At 33.6% G+C, this 14,170-nt stretch carries 18 protein-coding genes; all 18 read right to left on the bottom strand.

Annotated features, from left to right (window positions below; translation table 11 throughout):
* Positions 1–10: 10 nt before the first annotated feature.
* On the bottom strand, positions 11–937 hold the full coding sequence (gene eutC / locus ACEG17_RS09255; protein ID WP_372583488.1) for an ethanolamine ammonia-lyase subunit EutC: 927 nt from the start codon (positions 935–937) through the stop codon (positions 11–13).
* Between the two features lie 13 nt (positions 938–950).
* Positions 951–2,315 (bottom strand): ethanolamine ammonia-lyase subunit EutB, encoded by a 1,365-nt coding sequence (locus tag ACEG17_RS09250; RefSeq protein ID WP_006805301.1) that lies wholly within the window; start codon positions 2,313–2,315, stop codon positions 951–953.
* A gap of 30 nt (positions 2,316–2,345) precedes the next feature.
* Positions 2,346–3,776, bottom strand: a complete 1,431-nt coding sequence (gene eutA / locus ACEG17_RS09245) for an ethanolamine ammonia-lyase reactivating factor EutA (protein WP_147004702.1) — start codon at positions 3,774–3,776, stop codon at positions 2,346–2,348.
* A 26-nt stretch (positions 3,777–3,802) separates the two neighbouring features.
* Positions 3,803–5,206, bottom strand: coding sequence for a GAF domain-containing sensor histidine kinase (locus ACEG17_RS09240; RefSeq protein WP_299573807.1), 1,404 nt, complete (start codon positions 5,204–5,206; stop codon positions 3,803–3,805).
* Entirely contained in the window at positions 5,199–5,777 is a 579-nt protein-coding gene (locus ACEG17_RS09235; RefSeq protein ID WP_299573810.1) for an ANTAR domain-containing response regulator, read from the bottom strand. The genes ACEG17_RS09240 and ACEG17_RS09235 overlap by 8 nt, the downstream gene beginning before the upstream one ends.
* A gap of 21 nt (positions 5,778–5,798) precedes the next feature.
* Positions 5,799–6,917 (bottom strand): 1-propanol dehydrogenase PduQ, encoded by a 1,119-nt coding sequence (locus tag ACEG17_RS09230; RefSeq protein WP_372583487.1) that lies wholly within the window; start codon positions 6,915–6,917, stop codon positions 5,799–5,801.
* Between the two features lie 118 nt (positions 6,918–7,035).
* Positions 7,036–7,338, bottom strand: coding sequence for a hypothetical protein (locus ACEG17_RS09225; protein WP_372583486.1), 303 nt, complete (start codon positions 7,336–7,338; stop codon positions 7,036–7,038).
* Between the two features lie 4 nt (positions 7,339–7,342).
* A complete protein-coding gene (locus ACEG17_RS09220; RefSeq protein ID WP_039900985.1) occupies positions 7,343–7,612 on the bottom strand; it encodes a EutN/CcmL family microcompartment protein in 270 nt (89 codons plus the stop codon).
* 1 nt (position 7,613) lies between these two features.
* Positions 7,614–8,258 (bottom strand): ethanolamine utilization protein, encoded by a 645-nt coding sequence (locus ACEG17_RS09215; RefSeq protein ID WP_372583485.1) that lies wholly within the window; start codon positions 8,256–8,258, stop codon positions 7,614–7,616.
* Positions 8,259–8,280: 22 nt separating this feature from the next.
* Entirely contained in the window at positions 8,281–8,919 is a 639-nt protein-coding gene (gene eutD, locus ACEG17_RS09210; protein ID WP_372583484.1) for an ethanolamine utilization phosphate acetyltransferase EutD, read from the bottom strand.
* A gap of 20 nt (positions 8,920–8,939) precedes the next feature.
* Complete coding sequence (locus ACEG17_RS09205; protein WP_372583483.1) at positions 8,940–9,725, bottom strand: cobalamin adenosyltransferase family protein; 786 nt, start codon at positions 9,723–9,725, stop codon at positions 8,940–8,942.
* 17 nt (positions 9,726–9,742) lie between these two features.
* Positions 9,743–11,209 carry an acetaldehyde dehydrogenase (acetylating) gene (locus ACEG17_RS09200; protein ID WP_299573828.1) on the bottom strand — a complete coding sequence of 489 codons (1,467 nt, stop codon included), beginning with the start codon at positions 11,207–11,209 and terminating at the stop codon, positions 9,743–9,745.
* A 51-nt stretch (positions 11,210–11,260) separates the two neighbouring features.
* On the bottom strand, positions 11,261–11,557 hold the full coding sequence (locus ACEG17_RS09195) for a BMC domain-containing protein (RefSeq protein ID WP_299573832.1): 297 nt from the start codon (positions 11,555–11,557) through the stop codon (positions 11,261–11,263).
* A 2-nt stretch (positions 11,558–11,559) separates the two neighbouring features.
* The gene (locus tag ACEG17_RS09190; protein ID WP_372583482.1) at positions 11,560–12,318 is read right to left on the bottom strand and encodes a BMC domain-containing protein; all 759 of its coding nucleotides are present in this window, start codon (positions 12,316–12,318) and stop codon (positions 11,560–11,562) included.
* Complete coding sequence (locus ACEG17_RS09185; protein ID WP_039900984.1) at positions 12,319–12,768, bottom strand: EutP/PduV family microcompartment system protein; 450 nt, start codon at positions 12,766–12,768, stop codon at positions 12,319–12,321.
* A 2-nt stretch (positions 12,769–12,770) separates the two neighbouring features.
* On the bottom strand, positions 12,771–13,121 hold the full coding sequence (gene eutS / locus ACEG17_RS09180) for an ethanolamine utilization microcompartment protein EutS (RefSeq protein WP_021743442.1): 351 nt from the start codon (positions 13,119–13,121) through the stop codon (positions 12,771–12,773).
* 26 nt (positions 13,122–13,147) lie between these two features.
* Positions 13,148–13,423, bottom strand: a complete 276-nt coding sequence (locus ACEG17_RS09175) for a BMC domain-containing protein (protein ID WP_006805317.1) — start codon at positions 13,421–13,423, stop codon at positions 13,148–13,150.
* A gap of 70 nt (positions 13,424–13,493) precedes the next feature.
* Positions 13,494–13,778 (bottom strand): BMC domain-containing protein, encoded by a 285-nt coding sequence (locus tag ACEG17_RS09170; RefSeq protein ID WP_021743440.1) that lies wholly within the window; start codon positions 13,776–13,778, stop codon positions 13,494–13,496.
* Positions 13,779–14,170 lie beyond the last annotated feature (392 nt).

The raw sequence follows: 14,170 nt of genomic DNA, 5'->3' as shown, positions 1-14,170 counted from the left end.
TAAGTTAATTTTATAATTTTAAATCTTGTCCACTTGCTTTTGCATCAATTACTTTCTTAATTAATGTAGCAACGTGAGCTCCTGCTTCTGAAGATGGAGTTCCATCCTTATGAATATTTGAAACAACTGTTCTTTTTGCTTCAGAAATTCCAGGACGAGCCTTGTAAGTAATGTAGGCACTCATACTTTCTGCAGTTGTAAGTCCAGGACGTTCTCCTATTAATATACAAACTACATCAGCATTTAAAATTTCTCCAACGTGATCTCCTGCTCCAACTCTTCCATATTTGATAAAAAATGGTGTTCCTGTCTCAATTCCATATCCTTTAAGCCCATTTAACAATGCAGGTATTATATTTTTTGCATTTGCTTCAACTGCAGTTGAACTTAATCCATCTGACAATAATATTTGAACTGTTGGATTTTTTTTGCATTTTTCTTCTATTGTCTTTATTCCTTCTTCAGAAATTCTTCTTCCTAAATCAGGACGTGTGATATATTGGTCTCTGCTTTCACATTCAGTAGTAACTTCAAACAATCCAAGCTCATCAAGAAATTCTGTAGGCACATCATTGAACACGGCATCTTGCGCTGCAGCGTGGTCTGCTCTTAATCTTAACAAAACTTCTGTTCTCATTCTTGTTCCAGCTCTTCCAATTCCAAGTCTTGCAGATGTTTTTTGTTTTAACTTCATATATTCTTCTTTGTCTTCAGGATTATCCACAAGCATTTGATCTTTTATATTTATTTTTCCAATATCTCTTACTTCTCCATTTACAATATGTGGATTTTCACGTGGCTCATCTCCACTTTCAATATAAACTGAGCTTGTACTGACAACTGGTGCTTTTTCTTCAACAGTTGTTGATGGTTCGTCTATTTTCATTTCACCTATTATTTTTTCAATTACGTCTTTTAGTTCTCTTTCTGATAACATTGATTTTTCCTCCCTATTTTAAGAAAATTGAAGCGTCTCCGGCTCTATCTGTAAGTTTTCCATCTTTCATTATTCCCATTTTTTCTAACCATTGTTCAAAAGGTTTTATAGGTCTTCTGTTACATAGTTCTCTTAATGTAGCATCATCATGATAAGAAGATGTTTGATAGTTAAGCATTATATCATCTCCTGCAGGAATAGCCATAAAGTAATTACATCCTGCTACTGTTAATAATACTTTCAAGTTTTCAATATCATTTTGATCTGCTTTCATGTGGTTAGTGTAGCAAGCGTCAACTCCCATTGAGATTCCAGTAAGTTTACCCATGAAATGATCTTCAAGTCCAGCTCTTATTACTTGTTTACTGTTATACAAATATTCTGGTCCGATAAATCCAACAACCGTATTTACAATAAATGGATCAAATTTTTTCGCAAATCCGTAGCATCTTGCTTCCATTGTAACCTGATCGCAACCATGGTGAGCATCTGATGACAATTCTGAACCTTGTCCTGTTTCAAAGTACATTACGTTAGGTCCTGTCGCTGTTCCATGTTTTAATGCCAAATCTCTTGCTTCCTGAATCATTGTTCCATTTATTCCAAATGCTTCATTTCCTTTTTCAGATCCCGCAATACTTTGGAAAACTAAGTCTGTAGGTGCTCCTCTTCTAATTGCTTCCATTTGTGTAGTTACGTGAGCTAATACACATATTTGTGTAGGAATTTGCCATTTAGTCTTAATTTCATGGAATCTGTGCAGCACTCTCATAACACTGTCAACACTGTCATCAACTGGGTTTAACCCTAAAAGAGCATCTCCTTGCCCAAAACTAAGCCCTTCATAAGTTGATAGCATAATTCCATCTGGATCATCTGTTGTATGGTTAGGCTGTAATCTTGTTGCAAGTATTCCTTCTCCACCTATTTCAGTATTACAGAATTTTTTAATTCTTATTTTGCTTGCTCCTTGAATAAGGTCCATATTACTCATAAGTTTGGCAACTGCTGCTACCATTTCACTTGTAAGACCTTTACTGATTCTCTTTATGTCATCACCACTTGTATGAGAATCCAAAATCCATTCTCTTAATTCACTTACAGTCCAGTTTTTTATTTCTCCGTAAATCTTTTCATTTACAGCATCCTGGATAATTCTTGTAACTTCATCTTCTTCATAAGGTACTGCCGGATTGTTTCTTAAGTCTGCCAATGTTAACTCAGCCAACACAGCTTTTGCGGCAACTCTTTCTTCCGCTGTACTTGCACTTACTCCCGCAAGTTCATCTCCTGATCTAAATTCACTTGCCTTATTCTGTACATCTTTTACAGATTTAAATTCATACGTATGACCGAATAATTTTGTTTTTAATACCATCTTATTGCCACCTCTCTAAAATTTATTAATTTAATAACTGAATACCAATGTTTTTATTACGACAGGCAAAACATTTCCGTTTCCTAATGGTGCTCCTATATCAATGTAGTCTCCGTCTCTTACTTTAACACTATCTATACAGATTATGTCATAATCAGCAAGCTCCAGTTTCATACATTGTCCAAGCACTTTTGCCATATCATTTTCAACTATAACGATTACAGGATGTTTTTTGTCATGCTTTCTTTTGATAATATCTGAAATTACTAAAGATAATTCCATTATTTCGTTATATGCCATATTATGCTTTCCTTTAAATGCAAGAGCCACATTTTCAAGTTCATTTTCAGAACTAAACCAGTCTAGTTTACCTTCTATCACTTTTCCCAGTTCATTAACAGGTAAATTCTCATCTGACTCAGACATTTTTAATACAGGAATATTTTTTATTGGGAAGATTCCTTCGGTATAAGTAATTGTACTTCCGCTTATTTCTGTAGTATGGCTTCCTGCTCCAACTACTGTCGCTCCTATTGTTTCACTTAACTTCAAAGGCTCTATATTCAATTCTTTCAGAACTTTTACAATTTCTTCACCAAGAACTACTCCAATGTCATTATACTTGTACAAATCTTTTTCTACACGTCCATAGATGAAATCTGCAACTCCTCCAGTAAATGAGTAATGTTGAATGTCTTTATTGTGCTTTCTGAAGTCATTATATGTTACAATTTTATGATACAGTTCTGTTTTTGGAAAAATTTCTACACTTTCAAAAATAAGCTGTGCCATTCTTCTTGTTATTTTTCTCAAATCAGATTCACTTATAGGTTTTCCTAGTTCCAGCTTTACATTCACATCTTCAGCAATATCGTACATTTTTTTGAAAATATAACGTGTATTCCTGTTTTCATCAAATTTTATAAGTCGTCCTCCTATATCAAGGCAAGTAGTGTCTTCCACTTCTCCCCTGTTAAAGACAACATTATTTGTAGTACCTCCTCCTATATCAAAGTTTACGATACTTGTATTTTTTTCTTCAGAATATCCATAGGCTCCCGAACCTTTTCCAGCAATAATGCTTTCAAGATCAGGCCCTGCAGTTGCTACAACAAAATCTCCTGCCATTCCACTAAGTATCTGCAATACTTCCTTAGCATTTTCCTTTCTTGCAGTATCTCCTGTTATTATCACAGCTCCTGTTGAAACATCCTTATATTGTATATTTGCTTTTTTGTATTCAGATTCTATTATTTCCTTAACCTTTTTTGCGTCTATTTTTGTTTCATTTTCCAATGGGGTAATATAAATTTCACTTCTGTAAACAACTTCTTTTCCTATTATTTTTATTTGAGGAGCTGTAAAAGCGCTTCCTCTATTTTCTATATATATCTTTGAAAAGATAAGCTGTGTTGTGGAAGTTCCAATGTCTATCCCCACACTTAGTATTTCTTCTGTCATCTCAAGACTCCTTTGTCTTTAAATCATCAATTTTCAAATCCAAAACTAATATCAGTTCCTTTATTACCAGTCTTTATATCCAGATTCCCATAAAGTTTCTCTTTCACAAGACTTTTAACTATTTGCAATCCAATGCTTCCTTTTTCAAAATCTCTTTCATCCATTCCTATTCCATTATCACTTATGGAAATACGGGATTTCATTTCCCCTCTTCTTACTTTTATTATTATTTGTCCTTTAGTTTTTCCTTTAAAGGCATGCTTTATACAATTTTCTACAAGTTCGTTTACTATCAAGGCTATTGTTGTTGCCTTATCTGAACTTATTTCAAAGTTGTCTCCAATGACATCTATTTTAAGCTTCAGATGCCCGTCTAAATTCTCTCTCACTGAATTTTTCAGAATCTTATTTATAACTTCCTTTATTTCAAGTTCGTCAAGCCCATTCTGTGCAAGCAGTTCATGAGTAACTGAAATACTTAAAATTCTATTTATACTATCACTAAATGCAGCCTTTACAGCTTTATCATCAGTCTTTCTAGCCTGTATTCTAAGTAAGCTTGCTATTGTCTGCAAATTGTTCTTTACTCGATGGTGTATTTCCTTTATTGCAACAGATTTTAGGACTAGTTCCTTTTCCTTCACTTTAATTTCAGTAATATCTTTTATAAATAAGACTACATTTTTAACGTTCTTTGTTTCCTTTACTAGTATATATTCAAGGCTTAAAACCATATTTGATATATTTATATCAGATCTTTTATTTACTTTTCCACTTAGTACATCTTCAAATTCAACATTATCAATTACAATATTATCAAATTTTTCTCCAAGGAAAGAATCCTTATAGCCAATTTTTCTGTAAACATATTTTGCTCTGGAATTAGCATATATGCACATGCCTTCCTCGTTAAAGATTATAATTCCATCATTTATATAGTCAATAATTTTCCGCTCTCGCATCATTCCAACAGAACTCATAAGTATATCATCAGTTGCATTGTTCAAAAAACTCAGCCCCTTGCCGATATTTTCCTCATTCATTCCTTCTTCAACTATAAGAACGGCTATTATTTTCCCATCTTGTTCATCACTTCTTATGGGTACTACATTTTGCGTTACACTTTTATTTTCTTGCGTTAACGCCTTATAATCTCTTGATGGATGCCCAGTTTCAAGAGTTCTAAGTACAGCTGGTTCATTTTTCCTATAGGCAAATTTTCCTACTACACTTTGAGTATAGCTCGATCCTATTCTTGGTTTTGCCTCAGCAACTACAATTGCTGTATCTCTATTTTCTGTCATGCAGTCTATAAACACGTCCGCCTTTAGAAGTTTACTCATTACAGGCAGCCCTTCACATATTTTTTCCAGCTTTTCAATATCTTTATTTGAAAGTTGTGTATATTGTTTACATATCGTTCTAAGCATCTTCATCTCCAGATAAAATTATAATATCTGCTATTTTTCCCATGTCACATCTTTTATTCATACTAAGCGTTCTTATGTATTCATATGCCTCATTTTCAGTAAAGTTTCTTGTTTTCATCAAAATACTTTTGGCAATATCAATTTTTTTCCTATCCTCCAGCTTCTGACTTGTTTTTAAATATTTTTTTTCCAGCTTTTCAAATTCTTCTTGCTTATTAAATATGATTTCAAGATTAGGAATAAAGGATTTTTCATCAATGGGTTTTACTATATATCCTATTATTCCTATATTCTTGGCTTCTTCTATAAATTCCTTATTGGAATAGGCTGTGAGTAAAACAATACCTCTAGACAATTTTTCCTCTGTTATGACTTTTGCTGCTTTCAGTCCATCAAGTATCGGCATTTTGACATCCATTATTACAAAATCAGGTTTATATTTTCTGCTCTGCTCAATTGCATCAAAGCCGTCTCCCGCCTGAGCGACTACGTCATAATTTGCTTCTTTCAATATTTCACATATATCCATTCTTGTTATCGGCTCATCATCTACAACTATTATTTTTCTCATCTTTTTTCCTTTTCCTCAAATTTAATATAAATCTGTCAGTAGCTGCTTCATTTCTATTCTGCTAAATCTTCTTGGGTTTTCCCCAGTACACATATCATTTTCTATCTGATCAATTACGCTTTCCATTTCTGAAAAATATTGATCTTCAGGTATACCAAGTTCTCTTAAGCTACCTGGTATCGACATTTTAGCGGCTCGCATTTTAATAGCTTTTGCTAAAATTTCTACTCCTTCTGCATCTTCCTTAGGTGCAAATCCCAATGCTTCAGCAATTTCACGATAATATCTAGCCGCATTTTTATTTTGTGCATTAAACTCTATAACTTTTGGCATTATTATCGCATTAAGCCGTCCATGCGGTTTATGAAATCTTGCCCCTAGCGAATGTGCTATACTGTGGTTTATTCCCAGTCCTGCATTGCTAAATGCTACTCCTGCCATACATGAAGCAATCTGTAAATCAATTCTTTCTCTTTCAAGTTCAGGATTTTCAAAGTTGCTTACCAAATCAGCAAAAACAGTTTTTATTGCTCCTATGGCAAGTGTATTTGTAAACAAGTTTCTAGATCTTGAAACATAAGCTTCTATAGCGTGTGTCAAAACATCCATTCCTGTATCCGCAATTATTGATGGCGGAAGAGTTTTTATAAACTCTGGATTTAAAATTGCTATATCAGGCAGCATTTCACTGTCACTTAGCGGTATTTTTTTACTTTGAGTTGTAACAACTGCATAAGATGTTACTTCTGATCCTGTTCCACTTGTTGTTGGAACTGCAATAAATTTAGGCTTTTTATATTCTCCCATTGCCCTTTTTATTTTATTTGTAAAATAAATCATTGATTTACAGGCATCTATCGGTGATCCTCCTCCTAGTGCTATTATGCAGTCAGGATCATAAGCACTAAGCTCAAGCATACCCTTTATAATTTCTTCATCTGTGGGATCTGGTTTAACATCCGAATATATTTTAGCATCTATTCCTCTTGATTTTAAGATATTTGTTATTCTATTCACTACTTTTAGTTTGACCATATTCTCGTCTGTTACTAAAAATACTTTTTCGATTTCCATTGTTCTTAATATATCCAAAGAATTAGCTCCGTAATGAATATCCGGCTTTATTTGAAATAAACCCATTAAATCCACTTCCTTTCTATTGTACCCTCAATCTCCATAATATTTAGCTAATAAGTCTAAATAGTCTAGAGTTGAGAAAATAGTTATTACTTTTAAATTTTATTCTAAAGTAATCTTACTATAATTCCTTTATTTTGGATAATATTTTTCGGATTGTGTCAGAATCTGTAATTTTGTAATTTTTTACAAGTATTTCAATTACTTTCTTTTCCAAATCTTCACAATCTCTTGTATTTTTTCTGATTTCATTTCCCGATGCAGAGTTTGATATGCCACAAGTCTTTTCGTATCTCACTTCTATTCCTTGTTCTCTGATCATGTCTTTTGCTCCGGGAGTAATAATCATATCAGCCTGAACCACCAGTTCCTTATCTTGAATATATTCAAAAAGATTTTTTACTGTTATCAATCTTTTTCCCATTTTTTTACTCCTTTTCCGATTCCAAACTGTCTATTATTCCTACAATAGTCGCATCTACAGGAGTTTCAGCATCAAATACATGTCTTGCAGAACTTCCAGTAACAATTATTACCTTATCGCCCTGTCCAGCACCGATATAATCGGCTGCAACCATTTTTCTGCTTCCATGACCTTCACCTGTACCTTCCACTTCAACTACCATAAGTTTTAGTCCTCTTAGCTTTTCATCCTTTCTTGTTGCCCAGACATTATCTACAACTTTTCCAATTAACATGTTATTGTCCTCTTTCATAGCACAGTTCAATGCTATTTTCTTTTATATAATCCATCGCAAGGGAAGTTACTTTAGATTTTGCGTCAACTTCAAGCATCTGATTTTTTAATCCTAGCTTTCTAAGCCTGCTTTCTGTTACCAAACCTTTCAGATACACTTTTTCTTTAGCATCAAAAACATTTTTTACTTCTGTTCTTTTCACAACCTTTATTCCAAATTCTTGAACTTTTTTGACATATTCGTCATAAAGGCTTATTAATGCAGCAGGTTTAGTATATTTTTTATATTCCAGCCCTTCTTCCACAAGCAGAACTTCTCCTTCATTGAAAAGGAATTCTGTTATGATACTTTTTTTCCCTTGTGAGAGATCAATTAAATCATTTATTCCAAGAGTTGATACAACAAGTCTCTTTTTATTTTCATTTTTTTCTATTTCTTCCCATGTACTGTCCAACTTTATATTGTCTACAACTGATGTCTCTTTTTTAAGTTCATCCTTCAAGACTTCATCATTTCCTAAAAAAGCTGTTATTATTGATTTTTCAGGAGAATGTTTGATATTTTCAGATAAACTTTGGTTTTCTCTTTTGGCAATTTCCTTTAATACTTCCCTTGCAAGCACTTCTATTAAATCTTGAGTATCCATTTCATCTCCTGCCCTTTTCACTTTAATCTTTTACAATGCTTCCAGTTACTCCTGAAGTATATCCACAAGCATTTGCTTCATCAAAATCAATATGCATGCTCAATCTGAAACTGTCCTTTACTCTTATTAAAACATCATCAAATATTAATGGTCTGTCACTATGAATTTTTACTTTCACAGTTTCACCATCATTTACAGAAAATCTTTTTGCATCTTCACTTGTCATGTGTATGTGTCTTCTTGCAACTATAAGTCCTTTATCCAACTGTATATATTTATCACCTACACCTATAAGTATTCCTGGTGTTCCTTCAATTTTTCCGCTTTCTCTTATTACTCCTTTGACTCCAATTTCACGGCAGTCAGTAAGTGATAACTCTACTTGAGAAAAATTTCTGCATGGTCCTAATATTGCAACACTCGAAAATTCTCCTTTTGGTCCAATTACTCTGACTCTTTCCTTTGCGGCAAACTGTCCAGGCTGTGATAAATCTTTTACAGGTGTCAACTCATATCCTTCTCCAAAAAGTGCTTCCACGTGTTCTTTGGTAAGATGCACATGACGACCTGACGCTTCCACCATAAAGGTATCTTCTTTTTCTGTTGTCAGAATTTCCTGCAACTTATCTCTTATTATTCTCTCCAATTCATTTCTGTCCATAATATCTCCCAATTCAGAGCTTATGATTTATAATCTCCGTTATTTGCTTTTAACATCATCAAGTACAATATACTGCTCAGACGGTTTAGTGCCTTTAGCATGTCTACTCTTTCCGTCTTCCCTTCCTTATAAAAAGCATCTACTGCAGCAACTTCACACTCTCTTGACAAAGCTCTAAGACAGTTTATATCAATGACTGCTTCATCAAAGTCAGCATTTATTTCAAAGAGATGTCCTGTTTTGTAATATTTAATTGTATTATGAGTTATATCTTTTAATGTATCAATGTCATATCCAAGAACATCTCTTTCCTGAAACGGTGTATCAGTCATTTCACTTATAAACAAATCTCTTACAAATCTGTATGCTTGTGCAAAGTCACTTTCCAATTTTTTATTCTTTTCGTATTTTTTCCAGTATCTTATTACCTCAGCCTGCAAAATATCAAATTTACCTCGTAAAACAATTCTCTTATGATTTTTTACAACAAGTTCATTTCCAAACAGTTGAGTCATAAATTCAGGCTTTTTATCATAAGTTGCTCCTGTAATATAGTCTTTATACTGTCTTTTTGGAGGGGCTTTTTCTTCGGAAGTATTTGCTTGAGAGTCTTTAACTCTGTTTACATTATCTGATTCGTTATTCACAACTTGATCCTGTGATCTTTTTATTCTAAAATCAATTTTTTTCACATTTAAAAACTCTCTTGCTGACGGTGTAAGGATGTCTTTTTCAGTTATATGTACTTTTTCAAGCTGCCCTTCCTTATCTAATTTTCTAAGCATTCCTTCTGTTATAACAGGCATTTTTTATCACACCCTATCTATTTTTTTATAATTCCGTCCAATACTTTTCTTATGATATCTTCAATTTCATTTTCGTTCACTCGTGAATTATCAACTGAACATGTATTTACACATGAACCTTCTTCTTTCAATTCTTCCAGTTCCTTTGTACCATAAGCTACTCTTCTAATATTTATAAGGTTTAATGGTCCAATATTGTCAGAAGTTGAACTTCCTCCAACAGTTCCACATCCTAATGTAAACGCAGGTAAAAGATTAGTTGTTGCTCCTACTCCTCCAAGTGCCGCAGCTGTATTTACAAGCAATCTTGACACAGGTTTTTTCAATGAAAATTCTCTTACGATATTTTCATTATTTGTGTGCATTGACATTGTATGTCCAATTCCTTCATTTTCAAGAATTTCTATACATTTTTCACATGCTTTTTCCCAAGTTTCTTCTGTATAAAATCCTAATACAGGACATAATTTTTCTCTTGAATAAGGGTTCAAGTGAGAAACTTCTGTTTCTTCAGAAACAAGCACTTTTGTAGTCGTAGGGACTGTTATTCCTGCCATTGCAGCTATATATAAGGCTGTTTTTCCAACTATTTTTGGATTCATTGTGTTGTTTGCACGCATAAGGATACTTCCAACTTTATTTCTTTCATCTTTGTTAAGGAAATATGCTCCTTGTCTTTTTAGTTCATCTACTACTTGATTTTTAATTACTTCTTCTGTAACTATTGATTGTTCTGAAGCACAAATTACTCCATTATCAAAAGTTTTACTGTCGATAATTCTTTTAACGGCTTTTCTTATATCAGCACTTCTTTCAATAAACGCAGGTCCATTTCCAGGTCCTACCCCTATTGCAGGTGTTCCTGAACTATAAGCAGCTTTTACCATCGCTTCTCCACCTGTTGCAAGAATTAATGAAGTCTTTTTATGTTTCATAAGTTCTTGTGTAGCTTGTAATGTAGGTGTTTTTATAACTCCAATGAGTCCTTTTGGAGCACCTTTTCTTTCAGCAGCTTTTATCAAGTATTCTGCAGTCTTAATTATACAGTCCTTTGCATTTGGGTGAGGGCTTACAATTACTGCGTTTCCTGCCTTTAATGCTATCATTATTTTATAAATTGTTGACGAAGTAGGATTAGTTGATGGAATCAAGGCTGCAATTATACCCATTGGAACTCCTATTTCAGTTATCCCTTTTTCCTTGTCATCAAGAATTATTCCTTTTGTCTTCTGATCTTTTATAGCTTCATATACTCCTACTGAAGCAAGTCTATTTTTTAGAACTTTGTCTTCCCAACGTCCAAATCCTGTTTCTTCATTAGCAAGTTTTGCTAGCTCAACTTCATGTTTTTGGGCTTCTTCACAGATTTCCCTTACTATTTCATCAATTTGAGCTTGCGAGAACTGACTATATTCTTCAAATGCTTTACTTGCGCTATTTAATAAATCTCTTACTTCTTGTATTGATTGTAAATCTTTATCCATAATTTGTCCTTTCTATAAATAATCACTGTTATCTGATTACTTTAAGTTCTCTTATTCACCCTCAACTACTCTTGCTTTAGGCAATATAGCTTCAATTTCAGTATGAGGACGAGGAATTACGTGAATTGAAATCAATTCTCCTACTCTTTCAGCAGCCGCAGCTCCTGCATCTGTTGCAGCTTTAACTGCTCCTACATCTCCTCTTACTAATACTGTTACTAATCCTCCTCCTACGTGTTCTTTCCCAATTAAAGTAACATTTGCAGCTTTTACCATCGCATCTGCAGCTTCTACTGCCGCTACCAATCCTTTAGTTTCAATCATTCCTAATGCATTTAATGTTGCCATCTCTATTCCTCCTGATTATTTTTTATCAAAATTTCTATCAATTTTTTCTTTGGCATTGTCTTTATCTGATTCCAAGTATAGCCAAGTTTAAGGTTATTTACCTTTGTTTTTAAGTCGACTACCTTCGTATCCTGATATTCTTTTCTCAATTTTTTTATTTCGTCTTCTTTTTTTTTGGAATCTTTCTTTAGTGAAATTTCCTTATTTTCCTGATTGCCGTCACTTAATTCTGCTTTTACTTCTTCTTTTTGATGCGCATCTTCGATTATTTCTGCTATTTCAATTTTTTCTGAAATTTCTTCAGATGCTTTTTCAAAAATCTCTTGAGCAGGCTCTTTTACTACTATATCCTCCGTTTGTTCAACTATTGCCTCTTTTTTATCTGTATTCTCAACTATTGACCGTTCATCTATTTTCTCTTCTAGAGTTTCTTCAATAACTTTTTCTTCAGATTTTTCTTGGACAACTGTCTTTTCATCTGATTTTTTTCCATTATCACTTATTAGGATTTTCTTCGTTTCAGCAGCCACTCTCGCAATGACATTGCTACTCAGGAAATTGCCAAGTCTTTTAGCACTTTCAACGGCAGCCTCCACAGCGGCATTTACAGCAGCAACATCTCCCATCACTTCAATGGTTACAATTCCACCTTTTACATAGTAATAGTTTGTCAATGTTACATTAGCAGCTTTCAATGCAGCATCGGCAGCCTCTATTGCCGTTACAAGTCCCCGTGTTTCCACATATCCGTACGAATCCATTTATTTATCACCTTCTAACTGCCCGTTATCATCTTCCAGATATTTGACAAGCTCTTCAATTCCTTTATTTTCATAAGAACTTACAACAAAAACTTTTTGGGCTCCTGCATTTTCTAATATTTCACAAGCTCTTTCCACATCTCCACCCAAATCAGATTTTGTTACAATTCCAATTACAGGTTTTGTAAAAGCTGTGGAAAATCCTGGCGGAAAAACATTATGCTCCTCATTACACGCCTGAACCATTCCTATAACATCACAGTCATACGAACTTATAATCAAAGCCTTGTAAAGCATTCTATTTTCCATATATTCACCAGGCGTATCTAAAATATCATCAGAATACTTTAACATCTGTGTTTTTTCATATTGTATATCCAGACCGTGTATTCTTTGAGTCAATGTTGTCTTACCGCACATTGATTTTCCTATTAAAAGTATCTTTTTCAATTTTATGACCTCGTTATTTGAGTTATGCTAAATCTTAGTACATTTTTAAAATATGAAACTACTTCATTTACAGCAGCTTCTACGCTTCCCACATCTCCGTTTATTACAACCGATCCTGTAAACCTGTCAACAAATCCTATTTCAACTCCTGCACTTTTAGTAGCCAGATCTGCCGCAATTATTGCCGCTTCTCCCGGAGTTATTGTAAGTATTCCTATTGCATTTGTATTATTTTCGGAAAGCCCTATCTTTTTTGATAAATCTCTTTGTGGATTTGCAATTATGTGAGCCAGAGTCAACTGTCTACCGGGCACATATTCCTGTATCATTCTCTGTTTTTTTTCTTCTTCCATCTGACAAATCCTTTCTAAAAATCCCTTTATCTAGGCAAAATAGTTTCAACTTCAGCATGTGGACGTGGGATTACATGAATTGAAATCAATTCTCCTACTCTTTCAGCAGCCGCAGCTCCTGCATCTGTTGCAGCCTTAACTGCTCCTACATCTCCTCTTACTAATACTGTTACTAGTCCTCCACCTACGTGTTCTTTTCCGATTAGAGTAACGTTTGCTGCTTTTACCATCGCATCGGCAGCTTCTATTGCCGCTACTAATCCTTTTGTTTCAATCATTCCTAGTGCATTTAATGTTGCCATAGTTTTTTCCTCCTAAAAATTTTATTTATAAACATTGTTTATATGCTATGTCATTTTAAGAACTTAAAAATTATTCTCTTCCTTTTGGCAGAATTGTCTCAACTTCAGCATGTGGACGTGGGATTACGTGAATTGAAATCAATTCTCCTACTCTTTCGGCAGCCGCAGCTCCTGCATCTGTTGCAGCCTTAACTGCTCCTACGTCTCCTCTTACTAATACTGATACTAGTCCTCCACCTACGTGTTCTTTTCCGATTAGAGTAACGTTTGCTGCTTTTACCATCGCATCGGCAGCTTCTATTGCCGCTACTAATCCTTTTGTTTCAATCATTCCTAGTGCATTTAATGTTGCCATAGTTTTTTCCTCCTAAATTGTTTTATTAACAAAATATTCGAATTTTTCACCTCCTTAATTTTTCTAAAATCAATAATTTGTCTATATATAAAAAATTATTAATTGACAAAAATAAAAAAGGAACTAAAAAAATAAATAATTTCTCAAGCTCCTTTGCTTTAAATATTATTGTTCTTAAATATGTTTAGTTTAGTTGATTTTTTCACTATTTAATAGTCTTTTCAAAAGTTTTGCATACCCCATTGTAACACAACTTCCACTTTGAGTATACTACGATTTTTCATTTTGTCAATAGCTTTTGTGAAAAAATTTAAAATCATATTTAATTTTGTATAATTAATTTTAAAAAATACAAAAAAAGCTCTAGCCTTTAACTGACTAAAGCTTTTATA

The sequence above is a fragment of the Leptotrichia hongkongensis genome (genome assembly GCF_041538065.1).
Classification (GTDB): domain Bacteria; phylum Fusobacteriota; class Fusobacteriia; order Fusobacteriales; family Leptotrichiaceae; genus Leptotrichia; species Leptotrichia hongkongensis.
Note: the sequence above shows the minus strand (reverse complement) of the source record. Positions and strands in the feature narration are given on the sequence as shown.

Excerpts from the sequence above, each read along its gene's own strand:
- eutA (WP_147004702.1), bottom strand. The coding sequence starts at position 3,776 with ATGACAGAAGAAATACTAAGTGTGGGGATAGACATTGGAACTTCCACA.
- ACEG17_RS09205 (WP_372583483.1), bottom strand. The coding sequence starts at position 9,725 with ATGCCTGTTATAACAGAAGGAATGCTTAGAAAATTAGATAAGGAAGGG.
- ACEG17_RS09215 (WP_372583485.1), bottom strand. The coding sequence starts at position 8,258 with ATGGATACTCAAGATTTAATAGAAGTGCTTGCAAGGGAAGTATTAAAG.
- ACEG17_RS09195 (WP_299573832.1), bottom strand. The coding sequence starts at position 11,557 with ATGGCAACATTAAATGCATTAGGAATGATTGAAACTAAAGGATTGGTA.
- ACEG17_RS09220 (WP_039900985.1), bottom strand. The coding sequence starts at position 7,612 with ATGTTAATTGGAAAAGTTGTAGATAATGTCTGGGCAACAAGAAAGGAT.
- ACEG17_RS09250 (WP_006805301.1), bottom strand. The coding sequence starts at position 2,315 with ATGGTATTAAAAACAAAATTATTCGGTCATACGTATGAATTTAAATCT.
- ACEG17_RS09190 (WP_372583482.1), bottom strand. The coding sequence starts at position 12,318 with ATGGATTCGTACGGATATGTGGAAACACGGGGACTTGTAACGGCAATA.
- eutS (WP_021743442.1), bottom strand. The coding sequence starts at position 13,121 with ATGGAAGAAGAAAAAAAACAGAGAATGATACAGGAATATGTGCCCGGT.
- ACEG17_RS09175 (WP_006805317.1), bottom strand. The coding sequence starts at position 13,423 with ATGGCAACATTAAATGCACTAGGAATGATTGAAACAAAAGGATTAGTA.
- eutD (WP_372583484.1), bottom strand. The coding sequence starts at position 8,919 with ATGGACAGAAATGAATTGGAGAGAATAATAAGAGATAAGTTGCAGGAA.
- eutC (WP_372583488.1), bottom strand. The coding sequence starts at position 937 with ATGTTATCAGAAAGAGAACTAAAAGACGTAATTGAAAAAATAATAGGT.
- ACEG17_RS09230 (WP_372583487.1), bottom strand. The coding sequence starts at position 6,917 with ATGGGTTTATTTCAAATAAAGCCGGATATTCATTACGGAGCTAATTCT.
- ACEG17_RS09225 (WP_372583486.1), bottom strand. The coding sequence starts at position 7,338 with ATGGGAAAAAGATTGATAACAGTAAAAAATCTTTTTGAATATATTCAA.
- ACEG17_RS09200 (WP_299573828.1), bottom strand. The coding sequence starts at position 11,209 with ATGGATAAAGATTTACAATCAATACAAGAAGTAAGAGATTTATTAAAT.
- ACEG17_RS09235 (WP_299573810.1), bottom strand. The coding sequence starts at position 5,777 with ATGAGAAAAATAATAGTTGTAGATGATGAGCCGATAACAAGAATGGAT.
- ACEG17_RS09170 (WP_021743440.1), bottom strand. The coding sequence starts at position 13,778 with ATGGCAACATTAAATGCACTAGGAATGATTGAAACAAAAGGATTAGTA.
- ACEG17_RS09240 (WP_299573807.1), bottom strand. The coding sequence starts at position 5,206 with ATGCTTAGAACGATATGTAAACAATATACACAACTTTCAAATAAAGAT.